This is a genomic window from Pantoea sp. FN0307 (genome assembly GCF_050113815.1).
GTDB classification, from domain to species: domain Bacteria; phylum Pseudomonadota; class Gammaproteobacteria; order Enterobacterales; family Enterobacteriaceae; genus Mixta; species Mixta alhagi.
The window spans coordinates 1,015,882-1,030,685 of the sequence record NZ_JBNJSO010000001.1; the positions used below are offsets into that span (position 1 = coordinate 1,015,882).

Below are 14,804 nucleotides of genomic sequence, written 5' to 3' on the forward strand. Positions count from 1 at the left end.
CGCCTGCGCGGCACCTTTTCATGAATTACAGACGCGGCGCTTATTCCGCACTCTGCTGTGCGAGATAATGACTCTTCCCGGCTGGTAGCGGACGAGATTTTCCCTGTTCATCTACCGCGACATAGATAAAAATCGCTTCGGTAGTACAGTAGAACTGGCCCAGCGGTTCCGAAGAGACTTTCTTGATCCAGACTTCCACATTGATGGTCATCGAACTGCTGCCGGTGCGAATACAGCGGGCATAGCAGCTGACAACGTCTCCTACCGCCACCGGCTTAAGGAACGTCATTCCATCAACGCGTACCGTCACAACGCGTCCCTCGGCCAGCTCCTTGGCCAGAATAGCGCCGCCAATATCCATCTGCGACATCAGCCAGCCGCCGAAAATATCGCCGTTAGCGTTGGTATCCGCTGGCATCGCCAGCGTACGTAACACCATTTCGCCTTGCGGCTTACGATTATTATCCATTACTCAATTCTTTGGTTAGCAAAATAAAAGCCCGGCGCTTTGGGGCCGGGCAGAACAGAACTATTTTTCCTGCTGCGGCATCAGACGGTAAATATAAACGCCGCTGAGCAAGGTAAACAGCAGCGTCAGGCCCGTGAGGCCGAAGACTTTAAAATTAACCCAAAATGCCTGCGGCATCCAAAAGGCAACATAGATATTCGCCAGACCACACGCCTGAAAGAACAGTGCCCAGGCAATATTCAGTTTACGCCAGGCATATTGCGGCAGCTGTAGCTCTTTGCCCAGCATGCTCTGAATCAACGGTTTTTCCATGAAAAGCTGGCTGAACAATAATGCCAGAGCGAACAGCGTATAAATAACCGTGACCTTCCATTTGATAAACTCATCGTTATGGAAAACCAGCGTCAGCGTGCCGAATACCGCGACCAGCACAAAGGTAAAGATGGTCATCTTTTCCAGCTTACGATAGAGGATCCAACTGGCGACCAGCGCCAGGCCGGTTGCGGCTATCAGCGCGCCGGAGGCGACATAAATATCGTACAGCTTATAAAAGACGAAAAAGACCACCAGCGGAAGAAAATCGAGTAGTTGCTTCATAATGAATTCCAGATCGTGCCCGGCAGAAAAGAATAACGGCATACAAAGTATGCCGTCAGGACTTAACGCAGCAGCATATAAAGACGGAACAGATAAATAACTAATATTGCCGAAACCAGATTGCTTAACGCATTAAGCAACACAGAAGCGACATTAGCCGGCAGGACGGTAAAGGAAGAGGCCAGCAGCAGCAAGGCCATTTTAGCCAGCAACCAGACGATGACCGCCGGTGCGATCAGACGCATATGCGCCCAGGCGAGACGGGAACTGGTGCGCAGCGCGGCAAGAATACCGGTTTTCTCAATCGCCAGAATTACCGGCGCCAGAGAAAGCAGGATACCCAGAATCACGCCCGGAATAACCAGCACCATAAAGCCCAACTGCACCACCAGCGTAATCAGAAAGGTCAACAGCAGCAGACGCGGCAGCAAAGGAGCAGAAGCGCCAATCGCCCGCAGCGCGCTGGTTCGTTGACCCGCCGACACCAGCGGGATCAGGCAAAGCATGGCACCGAGCAGCAACGTATTACCGACCAGAGAGGCAAACGTACCGGCTGCTGAAGCGCGTAGCAGAACCTGCTGCTGTTCCGGCGACAGGTTTTGGATCACCTCAATTAACGAAGTGGCGCCGCCGTTATCGCCTTCGCTCAGTATCGAGAGCTGTTCTGCGTCCGGTGTTAACACATGACCAATCATCACTGTAATCAGTGATGTCAGTAATGCTATCAGCACAATCGTGACCAGCTGATGACGCAAAAAATTCCCCGTGTCACGGTATAGCGAGCCCGCCGTGATGGACATGTACACTCCTTTGGTAATTACCGGTTTACAGATCCGGCGATTGTACATGGTCTGACGCGGGACTGGCACCCAGACTTACATAACTTTCAGTAAGTGGCGGGTTTGATGAAAAAAACAGCGGCGGCAGACCATATTTTGCCCGGGCAAGATCACAGGCTTCATTCCAGACACCATTTTCACCGGACATGGCAAATTCACGGCAGGGCGACGGACGCTGTTCGTAAATACCACAGGAGACGCACTGACCCACTTCGCCCTGCAAAGCAACACAGCGCGGCGTACGGGCATTTGTGCCACGCATGTTGCGCATCAGCAAATTAAGCGGCTCGGTGAGATCGGCGGGAACGCCTCCACCGGCATCATCTGCCTCAGCCCAGTAGAAGGAAACACGGAAATGGGCGCAGCAGGCGCCACAGGAAACACAAGGATTAAAATTATCGCTCATTTGATCGCCCGCCCCTCCGAGGCATCGAACCAAAATCACACGGGAAGATCAGAAAAATAATCTTTCATGTAACGTCCTGCAACGGGAATTTCACAGCTGTTACCGCTTTGTTTATTGATCTAAATCAATGTTGCCTTTTTTAAGCGCTGTGAAAAATTTGATCTACATGATTTTTCAGCCGTTTCGTTGTAAAAGGTGCTTCTGACACTTTTTTATTACTTATGAGTGGGTAGGGGTTAATCCCTTTTAATTACACAAGGAGTAGTTATGAAACGGGCTGCATTAGCATTGGCGTTCCTCTCGGCATTTCCGGTTATTGCCAGCGCCCATCAGGCGGGCGACTTTTTTGTACGTGCGGGTAGCGCGACGGTTCGTCCCTCTGAAGGATCGGATAACGTGCTGGGAATGGGCTCTTTTGATGTGGATAACAATACGCAGCTTGGTCTGACGTTCACCTGGATGGCCACTGATAATATTGGCGTAGAGCTGCTGGCGGCGACACCGTTTCGCCATAAAGTCAGCCTCGCCGCGACGGGTACGCTGGCAACCGTACGTCAGCTACCGCCAACGCTAATGGCGCAATATTACTTTTTTGACAGCAACAGTAAGCTGCGTCCTTATGTCGGGGCCGGGATTAACTACACCACCTTTTACGATACTGATTTTAACCAGACCGGGCGCGACGCGGGCCTGAGCGATCTCAGTGTAAAAAATTCATGGGGCATGGCCGGTCAGGTGGGGCTGGATTATGAAATCGATCAAGACTGGATGCTGAATATGTCGGTCTGGTATATGGATATTGATACCGAGGTCAAATTCAAAGCGGGCGGTCAGCAGCAGAATATCGATACGCGTATTGATCCCTGGGTGTTCTTCTTTGGCGTGGGTTACCGCTTCTGATTGTGCTGCTAAAACGCATAAGGCCGCTGGCATAGCGGCCTGAGCGGAAAATTATTTAATCTGCATATTATTGACCACCGATTTCACGCCCGGCACGCGGCGCGTCACTTCTACCGCATGGTTAGCCATCTGCGGCGAAGAAACAAAGCCGCTGAGCTGTACCCGACCTTTAAAGGTTTCCACATTTATTTCACGTGCTTTCAGTGATTCGTCGCCCAGGAACTGAGATTTCACCTTGGTGGTGATCACCGTGTCATCAATATATCCCCCGGTTCCTTCCTGGGTGGAAGTCGGGGCGCAGGCGCTCAGCATCATGGCTACCGCCGCAGCAGCCACTGTTCCGGTAAACAATTTAACAGCTTTCATATCGCTACTCCCTGTCATAAAAAAGGCGTTGCCGCTTCGATTAGCGGCTCATTAAGTGTGGTAGACAATAGTGGGAAATACAAACGGGCAGGAGAAAAGGCGCGGATAAAGAGTGCCTTACCAGAGGCAAGGCACAGAGGATTTAGCGGGTAGCCGCTTTCAGTTCGCTGACAAAACGTTTCAGCTCGGCAAGCATCACTTCCGGTTCAGCGTGGTGCTTCTCAATAATTTTTACAATGGCCGAGCCGGAAATTGCGCCGTCTGCACCAGCCGCAATCGCCTCTTTTACCTGCGAGGGTTCCGAAATGCCGAAACCTTGCAGCGTCGGCGCGGCATGGTACTCACGCAGCTTGTCGATTAAATGCTTTAACGGCAGGCTGGCGCGCTTCTCCGCTCCGGTAACGCCGGCACGCGACAAAAGATAGATATAGCCACGTCCGTAAGAAGCGACCGCGCGCAGCAAATCGTCATCGGCGTTAGGCGGGCAAATAAATATCGGCGCGATATTGTGACGCATCGCTGCCTGACGGAAAGGGCCTGACTCTTCAACCGGCACGTCGGCAACCAGCACCGAATCGACGCCAGCCTGTTCGCAGCGGGCATAAAATTCATCGACGCCGTTAGTAAACACCAGGTTTGCGTACATCAGCAGCCCAATCGGTAAATCGGGATATTTCTGACGTATGGTCGTTAGCATCTCAAAACATTGCGCCGGCGTGGTTCCGGCAGCAAAGGCGCGCAGCGTGGCGTTCTGAATAGTCGGCCCATCCGCCAGCGGATCGGAGAAAGGAATACCTAACTCAAGGGCGTCGGCGCCAGCGGCCACCAGCGTATCGATAATCTGCAAAGAGAGTTCCGGCGAGGGATCGCCCAGCGTGACAAAAGGAACAAAAGCGCCTTCTTTGCTGGCCTGCAGACGTTTAAACAGCTGTTCATAACGTTCCATTAGATCTCTCCCTGCGCTTTCAGAATATCGTGAACGGTAAAAATATCTTTGTCGCCGCGGCCGGAAAGATTAACCACCAGCAGCTGCTCTTTTTCTGGATCTTGCTGAATCATCTTCAGGGCCCAGGCCAGCGCATGCGCTGATTCCAGAGCCGGGATAATACCTTCCGCCCGGCAAAGCTGTTTAAAAGCCGCCAGCGCTTCGTTATCGGTAATGGATACATATTCCGCGCGGCCAATGCTGTTCAGATGTGCATGCTGCGGTCCCACCGACGGGAAATCCAGCCCGGCGGAAATGGAATAGGACTCTTCAATCTGACCATCCTCAGTCTGCATCATCGGTGCCTTCATGCCGAAATAGATGCCAACCCGTCCATGCTTCAGCGGTGCGCCATGCTCGCCGGTTTCAATACCGTGCCCGGCAGGCTCAACGCCAATCAGGCCGACATCTTTCTCATCAATAAAGTCGGCAAACATACCGATAGCGTTTGAGCCGCCGCCCACGCAGGCGATCACCGCATCCGGCAGACGTCCTTCAGCCTGCATGATCTGCGCTTTGGTCTCTTCGCCAATCATCCGCTGAAACTCACGCACAATAGTAGGATAAGGATGCGGTCCTGCGGCGGTGCCGAGCATATAGTGCGCGGTTTCATAGCTGCCGGACCAGTCACGCAGCGCCTCATTACAGGCATCCTTCAGCGTCGCGGAGCCACTGTGAACCGGGATCACTTCGGCGCCCATCAAACGCATGCGGAAAACATTGGGCGACTGACGTTCAACATCTTTTGCGCCCATATAGATACGGCATTTCAGGCCCAGCAGGGCACTGGCGAGAGCCGAGGCGACGCCATGCTGACCCGCGCCGGTTTCGGCAATGATTTCCGTTTTGCCCATCCGTTTCGCCAGTAGCGCCTGGCCCAGAACCTGATTGGTTTTATGCGCGCCGCCGTGCAGCAAATCTTCACGCTTTAGATAGAGACGCGTTTTAGTGCCTTTGGTCAGGTTCTGGCAACGCGTCAGCGCAGTAGGACGCCCGGCATAATTCTTCAGCAGACCGTTAAACTCCGCCTGAAAATCGGCGTCGCGTTGGGCGCTAACAAAGGCCTCTTCCAGCTGGCGCAGCGCAGGCATCAGAATTTGTGGAACATACATGCCGCCAAATTCGCCAAAGTAGGGGTTCAGTAATGTCATGTGCGTTATTTTCCTTATCACCGCCCGCGGTGCGGACGTATGCTGTCAGTAGGCGCGCAGCGTTTGAAAAACTGCGGCGATCTTTTCGGCATCCTTGATGCCCGGCGCGCTTTCAACACCGGAATTAAAATCGAGCCCGGCGCAGCCCAGCTGCGCTGCCGATACGCAATTATCTGCACCGAGACCGCCCGCCAGCAGCACATTATCCAGCTGCTGACCGGTGAGTAATGACCAGTCGAAACGCTGGCCGCTGCCGCCAGCGCCATTATCAAAGACATAGCGATCGACATGGGCGAGATTGCGCGTCGGAAGTCGATTGCTCACGCTAAGCGCTTTCCATATCGCGATTTCTGGCGGCAGTTCATCGCGCAGCGTATCAATATAGGCCTGATCTTCACTGCCGTGCAGCTGAACGGCGCTCAGGGACAGCGCACGGCTGGTTGTGACAACGTCACCGATAGTCGCATTGCGGAACACGCCCACGTAGCCCAAAGGGGCCGCTGCAATCACCTGTCGCGCCTGGGCAATATCAACTTTACGCGGCGATCCCTCAGCGAAAATCAAGCCGCCATAAATGGCGCCTGCCTGCCAGGCCGCAAAGGCATCTTTTGGTCGGGTCAGGCCGCAAACTTTGTTATCTCCCAGCAGCACGCGTCGTACCGCCAGATGAAGATCCGCTTCGCTCATCAGGGCGGAGCCGATTAAAAAACCGCTGGCAAAACGGCTCAGTTCACGAACCTGCGCATAGCTCTTGATGCCAGATTCACTGATTACCGTGACGCCGTGACCACATCGTGGCGCCAGCTGGCGGGTACGATCCAGATTAACCGACAGGTCACGCAGGTCGCGGTTATTGATACCTACAACTCTGGCGTTCAGCGCCAGCGCGCGCTCCAGTTCAGCTTCGTTACTGACTTCGGTCAGAATTCCCATTTCCAGGCTGTGCGCCACCGCAGCCAGCTGTCGATACTGTTCATCATCCAGCACGGAAAGCATCAGCAATACCGCATCGGCCTGATAAAAGCGCGCCAGGTAAATCTGCCAGGGATCGATAATAAAATCTTTGCACAGCACCGGCTGGCTAACCGCTGCGCTCACCAGCGGCAGGTAGTCAAAACTGCCCTGAAACCACGCCTCGTCGGTGAGCACGGAAATGGCTGACGCATAATCTTTATAAACTTCAGCTATGGCTACCGGATCGAAATCGGCACGGATCACCCCTTTGGAGGGCGATGCTTTTTTACACTCAAGAATAAAAGCGGTGCGGGCGCCCTGTAGCGCATGATAAAAACTGCGGGTTGAGGGCACCAGTTGCTGCTGAAAAGAGGTCAGCGGCTGGAGCGTCTTGCGATTTTCCACCCACAGCCTTTTATCCCGGATGATCTCATTCAGTACGGTTTGCATCTCTAGCCTCTTGCTGCCAGCGCGACAACGCGCTCGTAAGCCTGACCGCTCGCAATCGCTTTCAGCGCGCGCTGAGCATTATCACGTAAATCCTCATTGCCGAAAATTTTCAATAACATAGCAACGTTAACCGCCACGGCGTGCTGGTGCGCCTGCTCGCCTTTACCCTGGAGCAATTGCGTCAGAATGTCACGGTTTTCTTCCGGCGACCCGCCTGCCAGCGACTCTTTAGTATGATACGGCAGGCCGAAATCATCTGGGGTCAGCTGATAGCTGGTGATATCGCCGTCGCGCAGTTCCGCAACCTGCGTGGCGCTGTGAATAGCCACCTCGTCCATACCCCCACCGTGAACCACCGCCGCACGCTGATAGCCCAGCACACGCAGCGTTTCCGCAATCGGCAACACCAGTTCCGGACTGTAAACGCCAATCACCGCCAGCGGCGGACGCGCCGGATTAATTAGCGGTCCCAGCACGTTAAACAACGTCCGGCTTTTTAACTGCTGGCGTACCGGCATCGCATGGCGAAAACCGGTGTGATACTGCGGAGCGAACAGAAAACAGACGTTAAGATCATCCAGCGCCTGACGCGCCTGTTCAGCCGGTAAATCCAGGCTGATACCGAACGCCGCCAGCAGATCGGACGAGCCGGACTTGCTGGAGACGCTACGGTTACCGTGCTTGGCCACCTTTAAACCGCAGGTTGCTGCGACAAAAGCGCTGGCGGTGGAGATATTAATGCTGTTGCTGCCATCGCCGCCGGTGCCGACAATATCCGCAAAGGCGTAGTCGGGGCGCGGAAAGGGACGTGCGTCCGCCAGCAGAGCCGATGCGGCACCGGCGAGCTCCTCCGGACGTTCGCCGCGTACTTTCATCGCTATCAGCGCTGCCGCCAGCTGCGTTGGTTCCAGTTGGCCGGTGATAATAGCGCTAAACAGCTGGTGGCTTTCTGCCCGGGTTAGCATCAGCCCCTGATAAAGTTTCTCCAGAATATGTTGCATCCTTTTCTCCTTAGCTTATGCCAGCGCCCAGGCCAGAGTTTGTTCCAGCAGGCGCGCGCCCTGCGTGGTCAGAATTGATTCCGGATGAAACTGAAAGCCGCATACCCGGTCAGCATCGTGGCGCACGGCCATCACCATCTCGTTAAATGTGGCGTTGATAGTCAGTTCGTCAGGCGTATTGCTGCCTACCAGCGAGTGATAACGCGCGACCGGCAGCGGATTACTCAGCCCGGCAAACATCGCCTGGTTATCATGGGTAACAGCGGAGGCTTTACCGTGCAGAATTTCACCGGCCTGACCAACGTGACCGCCGTAAGCTTCAATAATCGCCTGATGACCCAGGCAGATACCGATAATCGGCAGGCGACCGCGCAGACGCTGTAACAGCTCAGGCATACATCCCGCCTCAGCCGGTGCGCCAGGGCCAGGCGATAGCATCAGCACCGGGTTTTCCATCTGTTGCAGGCGCGCAATCAGGGTATCGGCCGGCACAGTGTTGCGGTAAATCACCACGCGATGACCAAAGGTACGGAGCTGATCGACCAGGTTGTAGGTGAAAGAGTCGATATTATCGAGCAGCAGAATATCAGCCATTAGAACGTCTCCTGGCAATGATGAGCGGTGGCGATGGCGCGCAAAACGGCGCGCGCTTTGTTGCGGCTTTCATCCGCTTCGGCCTGCGGCTGTGAATCCAGCACCACGCCAGCCCCCGCCTGAACGGTAGCGATGCCATCTTCAACATAAGCCGAACGGATCACAATGCAGGTATCCAGGTCGCCGCTGGCGGTGAAATAGCCGACCGCGCCACCGTATACGCCGCGCCGCGTGCCTTCCGCACCGGCAATCAATTGCATGGCGCGTACTTTCGGCGCGCCGCTCAGGGTGCCCATATTCATACAGGCACGATAGGCATGCAGCACATCCAGATCCTGGCGCAGCGTGCCCACTACGCGTGAAACCAAATGCATAATAAAGGTATAGCGATCCACCTTGGTGAGATCGGCAACGTAGCGGCTGCCGGGCTCGCAGATGCGCGCCAGGTCGTTACGCGCTAAATCAACCAGCATCAGATGTTCTGCCAGCTCTTTATGGTCGGTCCGCATCTCCAGCTCAATGCGGCTGTCTAAATCGCGATCCAGCGAGCCATCGGCATGGCGACCACGCGGACGCGAACCGGCAATTGGATAGATTTCAATCTGGCGCGAGGCGGCGTCATATTTCAGCGAGCTTTCCGGAGAAGCGCCGAACAGTGTGAAGTCGCGATCCTGCATAAAAAACATATAGGGGCTGGGATTATTGTTTTTCAGCGTTTCGTAAGCCGCCAGCGGCGACGGGCAGGGCAGAGAGAAGCGGCGTGAGGGCACCACCTGAAAAATTTCGCCCACACGGATCGCCTGCTGCATATTGCGTACCACCTCGCAATACTCTTCATCGCTCTGGCTACAGCTCAGCGTCATCTGCTCAACGCGCTGTACCGGCAGCGGCTGGGGAGGCTGTAACATCTGTTCATGCAGTTGATGAATGCGGCGCTGCAGGCGCTGGAATTCATCGGTAGAGGGAGCAAACAGGCTGGCCTGCAGGCGTGCGCTCTGGTGCTGATGATCCAGCACCAGCAGCGTCTCGGCCAGATAGAAGCAATAATCCGGACAGCGCTGCTCATTTCGTAAGGCGGGCAGCGGCTCGAAGCCGGCCACTAAATCGTAGGCGAACAGTCCGCCGAGCAGCATCGACTCGCGCTCATCCTGCGGCGCGTCCACCAGCTGGACAATCAGGCGCAGCGCATCAAAAACCGACAGGGATTTCAGCCGTGAGTCCTCGTCCTGGGTGCCGCCTGTTTCAGGAAATAGCAGCTCGCGACCATCGGGACGGTGCTGATTACTCACCTCAGCGGGCAACGCAGCATCCAGCAGCGGCAGCAATTGACGGCCATTTTCCGAGAGCGCCTGCACGGTAACACGGTTGCCGAGGGCGGTAATGCGCAGCGCGCTGTCAACAATCAGCAGGCTTTTCAGGTTACGTTTACTGTCAATATCCGCCGATTCCAGCAGCAGCGTAGCCGGGCGGGCGCCGCACAGCTGATGGAAAACCGCAGCGGGATCTTCACGATAGGGGGCCGAGCCGGTAATCACTTTCAATCCAGGTTTTGCATTCAACATAATCGGTTCTCTAAAATCGCTCAAAAAAAAGCCCGCATCGGCGGGCTCAGGTATCAGCATGTGATCAATACAGATGCGTGACATCGTCGCCCTTCAGCAGAAGTGCGCCACCATCCCATCATCAATTTATGCTTAAACATCATCATGGATACCCCCGCGTGAACTTGTGTACTAGTTAACGGGTTCAGGGGGTAATTGTCAATACTTTTTTATATAGCGGTTAATCCGTTATGATGCGTCGACGTTTTATGTTTTTCAGGAGTTATTTTGACCGCAACCACGCCAATAAGCGCCTTTCCCATTTACGATTTACACAGCCATACCCGCGCATCGGATGGTCTGTTATCCCCTCAGGAACTGGTGCTGCGCGCCGTTGAAATGCGCGTTGGCGTACTGGCGATTACCGATCACGATAGCGTGGCCGGCTTAGCCGCCGCCAGAGAAGCGATTACACAGCAGGCGCTGCCGCTGCATTTGATTGATGGCGTAGAGGCTTCTACGCTGTGGGAAAATCATGAAATTCATATTGTGGGATTAGGCATCGATCCCGCGCACCCGGTCATCACCGAATTTTTGGCCGGGCAGAATGAATGTCGCATGGCGCGCGCCAGGCTTATGGCCGAGCGGCTGGAAAAGGCGCAGATCCCAGGCGCGCTTGAAGGCGCGCTGGCGTTAGCCGCAGGCGGGGCGATCACGCGCGGCCATTTTGCCCGCTGGCTAATCGCCCAGGGTAAAGCCGACAATATGGCCCAGGTATTCAAACATTATCTGGCGCGCGGCAAAACCGGCTACGTGCCGCCACAATGGTGTACAATTAAACAAGCCGTTGATGCTATTCATCATTCCGGTGGTTATGCGGTATTGGCGCACCCGGGGCGTTATGGTTTATCAGCCAAATGGCTGAAACGCCTGATCGCCCATTTCGCCGAAATTGGGGGCGACGCTATGGAAGTGGCGCAGTGCCAGCAACCGCCAAACGAACGCAGCCAACTGGGACGCTATGCACAGGAATATCAGCTGGCGGCGTCGCAGGGCTCTGATTTTCATCAACCCTGTCCGTGGATAGAGCTGGGTAAAAAGCTGTGGCTGCCGGGCGGCGTGGAAGCCGTATGGTCCCGCTTTCCCACATTAATGCCCTCCACGGAAAGGTGATAAGAGGTTAGCTATGAGTCAGATGTTTCATATTCATCCCGACAATCCCCAGCCGCGCCTGATTGGCCAGGCCGTTGATGCGCTGAATAAAGGCGGCGTGATCGTTTATCCTACCGATTCAGGCTATGCGCTGGGCTGTCGGCTGGAAGATAAAAACGCCATGGAGCGTATCTGCCGTATTCGTCAGCTGGATGGCAATCATAATTTTACTCTGGTTTGCCGCGATCTTTCTGAGCTGTCAACCTATGCGCATGTGGATAACAGCGCGTTTCGGCTGATTAAAAACAACACGCCGGGTAACTACACCTTTATTCTGAAAGGGACCAAGGAGGTACCGCGTCGTTTGATGAATGACAAGCGTAAAACCATTGGCCTGCGTGTGCCTTCTAATCCGGTGGCGCTGGCGCTGCTGGAGGCGCTCAATGAGCCCATGATGTCAACCTCATTGATGCTGCCCGGCAATGACTTTACCGAGTCCGACCCGGAAGAGATTGAAGATCGTATCGGCAAGCTGGTGGACCTGATTATTGACGGCGGCACGCTGGGACAGCAGCCGACCACGGTGGTTGACTTAACCAGCGATACGCCAGAAGTCATTCGGGAAGGCGTCGGCGACATCCGTCCTTTCCGCTAAACCCTGACCGGCGTTAAGCGCCGGTCAATGCAGCTGGAGAAAAGGGCGGCGGATGGAAAGCCATCAGCAGCACTATCAATCCGCTCTGAAAGCGCGCGTGCAGGAAACACAGGCAAGTCGGTAAACTTCATGTATACTGTGCGGCCACATTGCACCGGGTCGCCATAAAAAGGCGGACTCAGCGCAATCCCTCCTTTCAGGTCATGGCTCGCCACGCCGTGACAGAAGCAATAAACGACGCCTGTGAAGGCGACAGTGAGGCAGCTCAATGAGCGAAAAGTTACAAAAAGTATTGGCGCGGGCCGGGCATGGCTCTCGTCGTGAAATAGAAACCATGATTTCTGCCGGGCGCATTAGCGTAGACGGCAAACTGGCGACGTTAGGCGATCGTATTGAACCCAACGCCACGGTAAAAATCCGTATTGATGGTCATGTCGTCTCCGTTAGTGAATCCAACCAGCAGGTTTGCCGCGTACTGGCTTACTACAAGCCGGAAGGCGAGCTCTGTACCCGCAACGATCCTGAAGGGCGTCCGACGGTGTTCGATCGTCTGCCACGCCTGCGCGGTGCGCGCTGGATTGCCGTAGGGCGTCTGGATGTCAACACCTGCGGTCTGTTGCTGTTTACCACCGATGGCGAACTGGCTAACCGTTTGATGCACCCCAGCCGTGAAGTAGAGCGTGAATATGCGGTACGCGTATTCGGGCAGGTTGATGATGCGAAAATTCGTCAGCTGAGCCTGGGCGTACAGCTGGAAGATGGTCCGGCCTCGTTCCGCACCATTAAGTTCACCGGCGGTGAAGGGATCAACCAGTGGTACAACGTTACCCTGACCGAAGGGCGCAACCGTGAGGTTCGTCGTCTGTGGGAAGCCGTTGGCGTTCAGGTAAGCCGTCTGATTCGCGTACGTTACGGCGATATCATGTTACCCAAGGGATTACCGCGTGGCGGCTGGACCGAGCTGGATCTGCAGCCGGTTAACTATCTGCGTGAGCTGGTAGAATTGCCGCCGGAAACCATCAGCAAGGTGCCGGTAGAAAAAGATCGTCGTCGTACCAAGGCGAACCAGATCCGTCGCGCAGTGAAGCGCCATACGCAGGTAAGCGGCAATCGTCGTCCGGCAAAGCGCGGCGAAAGCCCTAAACGCGGTTAAGCGTTAACGCGGAAAGCGTATGAAAAGGCATCCTTCGGGATGCCTTTTCTTTTTCTACCAGTCGATGCCCTGTTGCGCCTGGATACCGGCGTCAAAGGCATGTTTAACCGGCCGCATTTCGCTGACCGTATCCGCCAGCGCCAGAATATCGCGGTGGCAGCCGCGCCCGGTAATAATCACGCTTTGATGAGCGGGGCGCTGCTGGAGCGCAGCGATAACCTCTGCCAGCGGAAGGTAATCGAAGCTGAGCATATAGGTTATTTCATCCAGAATGACCAAATCGAGCATGGGATCCTGCAGCATACGCCGCGCATGCTGCCAGACGGCAAGGCAGGCCTCGGTATCCGCCGCGCGATCCTGCGTTTCCCAGGTAAACCCGGTTGCCATAACCTGGAACTCAACGCCGTGTGCTTCCAGCAGGTTACGCTCGCCGTTGGGCCACTCGCCTTTGATAAACTGAATCACGCCAACCTTTTTCTGATGTCCTGCCGCCCGCGTTGCGGTACCGAATGCGGCGGTGGTTTTCCCTTTGCCGTTGCCGGTAAACACCATCAGAATGCCGCGGGTTTCGCTGGCGGCGGCGATGCGGGCGTCAACCTGTTCTTTCAGGCGCTGCTGCCGCTGCTGGTGACGATCCTGCGCGGCCATTATTCTGCTGGTCCTGGCTTGCGTCCCGGCTGTGCATCAAAGCTGATGCCGGTTTTGCGGCGGCTGTCGTCGCCCATCAGATAAAGATAGATAGGCATGATTTCCGCTGGTGTTTTCAGCTTGTCCGCATCTTCTTCCGGGAAGGCGCTGGCGCGCATTTTGGTGCGGGTACCGCCAGGATTAATGCAGTTAACCCGCAGATTACGATTCTTATACTCTTCCGCCAGCACCTGCATCATGCCTTCGGTAGCAAACTTTGATACAGCGTAAGCGCCCCAGCCAGAGCGACCCACACGGCCAACGCTGGAACTGGTGAAAACCAGCGACCCCGACTCTGCGTTCAGCAACAGCGGCAGCAGCGCCTGGGTCAGGAAAAAGGTGGCATCGACATTGACGCGCATCACTTGTTGCCATATCTCTGGCGCAAGATCGGCAAGCGGCACGATTTCGCCCAGCAGACCGGCATTATGAAGCACGCCATCCAGGCGCGGGACCTGCTGCGCCAGTTCACTGGCGAACTGATGGCAGCTCTCCGGCGTCACCGTAGCCAGATCGAGAACACGCATCAGCGGCGTCGCTTTGCCCAGTGCGCTGATTTCATCACAGACGCGCTGCAATTTTTCTGCATTGCGCCCCAGCAGGATAACCTGCGCGCCATAGCGCGCGTAGGTGAGCGCCGCTTCACGTCCAATACCATCGCTGGCGCCGGTAACAAGGATAATTCGTTGATCAAGCAGATCGCTTTTCGGTTGATAATGCAAAACGTCTTCCTCGGCGAGTAAGGGTTCAGCGCGGGGCTGAGAAGATCTAAGCAGGAGTTATGCCTGAAAAATATCGCCAGTTCAATGTCGCAGCGCCCATTTCCCCGCGGCGAGCCGCTTTACAGGCGACGAAGCAGACCGACTCGGCTACACTACGCTTTGGTTTCAAAAGGACATCAACA

General features: G+C 55.3%; 17 protein-coding genes and 1 other annotated feature. Of the genes, 4 read left to right on the forward strand and 13 right to left on the reverse strand.

Annotation, left to right across the window (positions count from 1 at the left end; translation table 11 throughout):
• Nucleotides 1-40: 40 nt before the first annotated feature.
• From yciA to ACQE3Z_RS04810, 4 genes are all read right to left on the reverse strand, one after another.
• The gene (yciA, locus tag ACQE3Z_RS04795; RefSeq protein WP_426972421.1) at nucleotides 41-469 is read right to left on the reverse strand and encodes an acyl-CoA thioester hydrolase YciA; all 429 of its coding nucleotides are present in this window, start codon (nucleotides 467-469) and stop codon (nucleotides 41-43) included.
• A gap of 60 nt (nucleotides 470-529) precedes the next feature.
• The gene (locus ACQE3Z_RS04800; protein WP_426972423.1) at nucleotides 530-1,066 is read right to left on the reverse strand and encodes a septation protein A; all 537 of its coding nucleotides are present in this window, start codon (nucleotides 1,064-1,066) and stop codon (nucleotides 530-532) included.
• Nucleotides 1,067-1,128: 62 nt separating this feature from the next.
• Complete coding sequence (locus ACQE3Z_RS04805) at nucleotides 1,129-1,866, reverse strand: YciC family protein (protein WP_426972425.1); 738 nt, start codon at nucleotides 1,864-1,866, stop codon at nucleotides 1,129-1,131.
• A 25-nt stretch (nucleotides 1,867-1,891) separates the two neighbouring features.
• Nucleotides 1,892-2,311, reverse strand: a complete 420-nt coding sequence (locus ACQE3Z_RS04810) for a YkgJ family cysteine cluster protein (RefSeq protein ID WP_426972427.1) — start codon at nucleotides 2,309-2,311, stop codon at nucleotides 1,892-1,894.
• A 267-nt stretch (nucleotides 2,312-2,578) separates the two neighbouring features.
• Between ACQE3Z_RS04810 and ompW the strand changes: the two genes are divergently transcribed.
• Entirely contained in the window at nucleotides 2,579-3,211 is a 633-nt protein-coding gene (ompW, locus tag ACQE3Z_RS04815) for an outer membrane protein OmpW (RefSeq protein WP_426972428.1), read from the forward strand.
• Between the two features lie 51 nt (nucleotides 3,212-3,262).
• Here ompW and ACQE3Z_RS04820 read toward each other — a convergent pair whose 3' ends face one another.
• The 7 genes from ACQE3Z_RS04820 to ACQE3Z_RS04850 form a co-directional block, all read right to left on the reverse strand.
• The gene (locus ACQE3Z_RS04820) at nucleotides 3,263-3,577 is read right to left on the reverse strand and encodes a BON domain-containing protein (RefSeq protein WP_250650062.1); all 315 of its coding nucleotides are present in this window, start codon (nucleotides 3,575-3,577) and stop codon (nucleotides 3,263-3,265) included.
• A 142-nt stretch (nucleotides 3,578-3,719) separates the two neighbouring features.
• On the reverse strand, nucleotides 3,720-4,523 hold the full coding sequence (gene trpA / locus ACQE3Z_RS04825; protein ID WP_426972430.1) for a tryptophan synthase subunit alpha: 804 nt from the start codon (nucleotides 4,521-4,523) through the stop codon (nucleotides 3,720-3,722).
• Entirely contained in the window at nucleotides 4,523-5,713 is a 1,191-nt protein-coding gene (gene trpB, locus ACQE3Z_RS04830) for a tryptophan synthase subunit beta (RefSeq protein WP_426972431.1), read from the reverse strand. Before trpB ends, trpA begins: the two co-directional genes overlap by 1 nt.
• A gap of 45 nt (nucleotides 5,714-5,758) precedes the next feature.
• Nucleotides 5,759-7,117, reverse strand: coding sequence for a bifunctional indole-3-glycerol-phosphate synthase TrpC/phosphoribosylanthranilate isomerase TrpF (trpCF, locus tag ACQE3Z_RS04835; protein WP_426972432.1), 1,359 nt, complete (start codon nucleotides 7,115-7,117; stop codon nucleotides 5,759-5,761).
• Nucleotides 7,118-7,119: 2 nt separating this feature from the next.
• Entirely contained in the window at nucleotides 7,120-8,118 is a 999-nt protein-coding gene (gene trpD / locus ACQE3Z_RS04840) for an anthranilate phosphoribosyltransferase (protein ID WP_426972433.1), read from the reverse strand.
• Between the two features lie 15 nt (nucleotides 8,119-8,133).
• A complete protein-coding gene (locus ACQE3Z_RS04845; RefSeq protein WP_250650057.1) occupies nucleotides 8,134-8,712 on the reverse strand; it encodes a glutamine amidotransferase-related protein in 579 nt (192 codons plus the stop codon).
• Entirely contained in the window at nucleotides 8,712-10,274 is a 1,563-nt protein-coding gene (locus ACQE3Z_RS04850) for an anthranilate synthase component 1 (RefSeq protein ID WP_426972434.1), read from the reverse strand. The genes ACQE3Z_RS04845 and ACQE3Z_RS04850 overlap by 1 nt, the downstream gene beginning before the upstream one ends.
• Before the next feature lie 22 nt (nucleotides 10,275-10,296).
• Nucleotides 10,297-10,393: a sequence feature (Trp leader region), on the reverse strand.
• Nucleotides 10,394-10,541: 148 nt separating this feature from the next.
• On the opposite strand from ACQE3Z_RS04850, the gene rnm reads away from it, so the two are divergent.
• The 3 genes from rnm to rluB all read left to right on the forward strand — a co-directional run bounded on the left by rnm (nucleotide 10,542) and on the right by rluB (nucleotide 13,213).
• The gene (rnm, locus tag ACQE3Z_RS04855; protein WP_250650055.1) at nucleotides 10,542-11,426 is read left to right on the forward strand and encodes an RNase RNM; all 885 of its coding nucleotides are present in this window, start codon (nucleotides 10,542-10,544) and stop codon (nucleotides 11,424-11,426) included.
• A 13-nt stretch (nucleotides 11,427-11,439) separates the two neighbouring features.
• Nucleotides 11,440-12,060 (forward strand): L-threonylcarbamoyladenylate synthase, encoded by a 621-nt coding sequence (locus ACQE3Z_RS04860; protein WP_250650054.1) that lies wholly within the window; start codon nucleotides 11,440-11,442, stop codon nucleotides 12,058-12,060.
• Between the two features lie 268 nt (nucleotides 12,061-12,328).
• Nucleotides 12,329-13,213: a 23S rRNA pseudouridine(2605) synthase RluB gene (gene rluB, locus ACQE3Z_RS04865; RefSeq protein ID WP_426972435.1), complete on the forward strand. Its 885-nt coding sequence runs from the start codon at nucleotides 12,329-12,331 to the stop codon at nucleotides 13,211-13,213.
• A 54-nt stretch (nucleotides 13,214-13,267) separates the two neighbouring features.
• On the opposite strand, the gene cobO is transcribed toward rluB, so the two are convergent.
• Nucleotides 13,268-13,861, reverse strand: a complete 594-nt coding sequence (cobO, locus tag ACQE3Z_RS04870) for a cob(I)yrinic acid a,c-diamide adenosyltransferase (protein ID WP_250650053.1) — start codon at nucleotides 13,859-13,861, stop codon at nucleotides 13,268-13,270.
• Entirely contained in the window at nucleotides 13,861-14,622 is a 762-nt protein-coding gene (locus ACQE3Z_RS04875) for a YciK family oxidoreductase (protein ID WP_426972436.1), read from the reverse strand. Before ACQE3Z_RS04875 ends, cobO begins: the two co-directional genes overlap by 1 nt.
• Nucleotides 14,623-14,804 lie beyond the last annotated feature (182 nt).

Bases quoted from the DNA above. Each gene is read 5' to 3' on its own strand.
- yciA (WP_426972421.1), bottom strand. From the start codon at position 469: ATGGATAATAATCGTAAGCCGCAAGGCGAAATGGTGTTACGTACGCTG.
- ACQE3Z_RS04800 (WP_426972423.1), bottom strand. From the start codon at position 1,066: ATGAAGCAACTACTCGATTTTCTTCCGCTGGTGGTCTTTTTCGTCTTT.
- ACQE3Z_RS04805 (WP_426972425.1), bottom strand. From the start codon at position 1,866: ATGTCCATCACGGCGGGCTCGCTATACCGTGACACGGGGAATTTTTTG.
- ACQE3Z_RS04810 (WP_426972427.1), bottom strand. From the start codon at position 2,311: ATGAGCGATAATTTTAATCCTTGTGTTTCCTGTGGCGCCTGCTGCGCC.
- ompW (WP_426972428.1), top strand. From the start codon at position 2,579: ATGAAACGGGCTGCATTAGCATTGGCGTTCCTCTCGGCATTTCCGGTT.
- ACQE3Z_RS04820 (WP_250650062.1), bottom strand. From the start codon at position 3,577: ATGAAAGCTGTTAAATTGTTTACCGGAACAGTGGCTGCTGCGGCGGTA.
- trpA (WP_426972430.1), bottom strand. From the start codon at position 4,523: ATGGAACGTTATGAACAGCTGTTTAAACGTCTGCAGGCCAGCAAAGAA.
- trpB (WP_426972431.1), bottom strand. From the start codon at position 5,713: ATGACATTACTGAACCCCTACTTTGGCGAATTTGGCGGCATGTATGTT.
- trpCF (WP_426972432.1), bottom strand. From the start codon at position 7,117: ATGCAAACCGTACTGAATGAGATCATCCGGGATAAAAGGCTGTGGGTG.
- trpD (WP_426972433.1), bottom strand. From the start codon at position 8,118: ATGCAACATATTCTGGAGAAACTTTATCAGGGGCTGATGCTAACCCGG.
- ACQE3Z_RS04845 (WP_250650057.1), bottom strand. From the start codon at position 8,712: ATGGCTGATATTCTGCTGCTCGATAATATCGACTCTTTCACCTACAAC.
- ACQE3Z_RS04850 (WP_426972434.1), bottom strand. From the start codon at position 10,274: ATGTTGAATGCAAAACCTGGATTGAAAGTGATTACCGGCTCGGCCCCC.
- ACQE3Z_RS04860 (WP_250650054.1), top strand. From the start codon at position 11,440: ATGAGTCAGATGTTTCATATTCATCCCGACAATCCCCAGCCGCGCCTG.
- rluB (WP_426972435.1), top strand. From the start codon at position 12,329: ATGAGCGAAAAGTTACAAAAAGTATTGGCGCGGGCCGGGCATGGCTCT.
- cobO (WP_250650053.1), bottom strand. From the start codon at position 13,861: ATGGCCGCGCAGGATCGTCACCAGCAGCGGCAGCAGCGCCTGAAAGAA.